Here is a 1103-nt window from a genome sequence, read left to right on the forward strand (position 1 = left end):
GATCGTCAATCTCTTCCGGATCCTGCAGCGCCATTACCCCCAGCTGATGGAGGTGATGAAGTTTCAGATCGTCTCGCGCCGCGAGTTCGAGCGGCTGCGCACCCAGCCGCCCGAGACGCTGACCGATCTCGAACGGGCGGCACGCTTCCTCTATCTGCAGCGGCTGGCCTTTGGCGGGCAGCTGGGCGGGGTGTTCGGGGTGGCGACCGATCGGGCGCGGTTCTCGCTCTCGCGGATCGGCCCGCTTCTCGAGGATGCGCATGAGCGGCTCGAGGGCGTGGTCTTCGAGTGTCTCGACTGGTCCGAGCTGGTGCGCCGATACGATAGCGCAGGGAGCCTCTTCTATCTCGATCCGCCCTATTACGGCGGCGAGAATGATTACGGGAAGAACATCTTCGACCGCGCACAACTCGCCCGCATGGCCGAGCAGCTCGGCCAGATCAAAGGCAGCTTCGTGCTGTCGATCAATGACACGCCCGAGATCCGCGAGACTTTCGCGGGCTTCGAATTCGAGGAGGTGGCGCTCAAATACAGCGTCTCGGCCAAAGGCGCCACAGAGGCGCGCGAGCTGATCATCTCGAACCGCTCAGAGGCAGGGCGCCTCCTCTAAGCGCTGCCTTCGATCCCCCACCACGCCCCGCCACTCCGGCGGGGCTTTTTCATGGAGAAATGGAATGTTCAAACTCTTGCCCGACTGGCGCGAGGTGCTGCTGCGCGCCTGGTCGATCCGCCTGATCCTGCTGACTGCGGTGCTCTCCGGCCTCGAGGTCGTGGTCTCGCTCCTCGATGCCGATCTTCTCGGCATGCCGCCCGGGGCGTTTGCCGCACTGGCCGGCCTTATCTCGATCGCGGCCACCATCGCGCGGCTGGTCCAGCAATCCGGCATCTGGTCCGAGGATCTCGCCCGCGACGAGAGCGGGGCGCTACGCAAGCGCCATGCTGCGGGCGTGGCCGGTGTGGCGGCGGCCATCGCACTCGCGATCACCACGATCGCGCCCTGGGAGGGCAAGGAGCTGCGCGCCTATCGCGACATCGTGGGCATCCCGACGATTTGTTTTGGCGAGACCGAAGGCGTGAAGATGGGCGATGTGGCGACCGAGGCC

The 1103-nt window shown here is 65.5% G+C and carries 2 protein-coding genes; both read left to right on the forward strand.

All coding sequences use genetic code 11. The features are described from left to right. Nucleotides 1–610: DNA adenine methylase (locus VSX56_RS20645; protein WP_350939380.1), on the forward strand; the 610-nt coding region annotated here is incomplete at its 5' end. A 64-nt stretch (nucleotides 611–674) separates the two neighbouring features. Further along, on the forward strand, nucleotides 675–1103 hold a 429-nt coding region (locus VSX56_RS20650; RefSeq protein WP_434096061.1), incomplete at its 3' end, for a DUF7940 domain-containing protein.

The sequence above is a fragment of the Thioclava kandeliae genome, from assembly GCF_040297545.1.
GTDB lineage: Bacteria > Pseudomonadota > Alphaproteobacteria > Rhodobacterales > Rhodobacteraceae > Thioclava > Thioclava kandeliae.